The sequence below is a fragment of the Amycolatopsis thailandensis genome (assembly GCF_002234405.1).
GTDB classification, from domain to species: Bacteria; Actinomycetota; Actinomycetes; order Mycobacteriales; family Pseudonocardiaceae; genus Amycolatopsis; species Amycolatopsis thailandensis.
Genome location: NZ_NMQT01000204.1, coordinates 1 through 513 on the forward strand (window position 1 = coordinate 1; position 513 = coordinate 513).

Genomic DNA, 513 nt, shown 5'->3' on the forward strand with positions numbered 1-513 from the left:
GCCGATGTGGAAGAGGCCCGGGCGCTCGGCTTCGGCGATGTCGACTGCCTCGCCCATCGCGCGGAGATCCACCGTCAGGCGGACGAGCACGACAAGGCTGTCGAAGATCTGCGTGAGGTGGTCAGGCGGGAACCGGACAGCGCGTACTACGGTGGCTGTCTCGGCGAAGCGCTGTTGTTCGCCGGGCAGATCACCGAGGCGGTTTCCGTCCTGCGGCGCTCCACCGCGGGAGCCGATTGGGTGAGGAACACCTTGGCACTGGCGGAGCTGAAGATCGGACAGCCCGAGTCCGCCATGGCCCACTTCGAACGGGCACTCGATGAGGCGGTCACCAAAGCGGCGTCCCACCCCTGCGATTGGGAAGCCCGGCTGGAACCCGTTCTCTACTTGGTGATCCTCGGCCGGGAGCCGGAAGCGAAACGCCTGCTCGCCGACGTTCTCGCGGACGACCCGCCACGGGAACCTCGACTGGACCTGCTTCAGAATCTCAAGGAGATCCGCGAAGTGCTTCCC

General features: G+C 66.3%; 1 protein-coding gene. It reads left to right on the forward strand.

Annotated elements, in window-relative coordinates; genetic code table 11:
- Window positions 1-513, forward strand: a 513-nt coding sequence (locus tag CFP71_RS41085) for a tetratricopeptide repeat protein (protein WP_143267269.1), incomplete at both ends; no start/stop codon positions are given.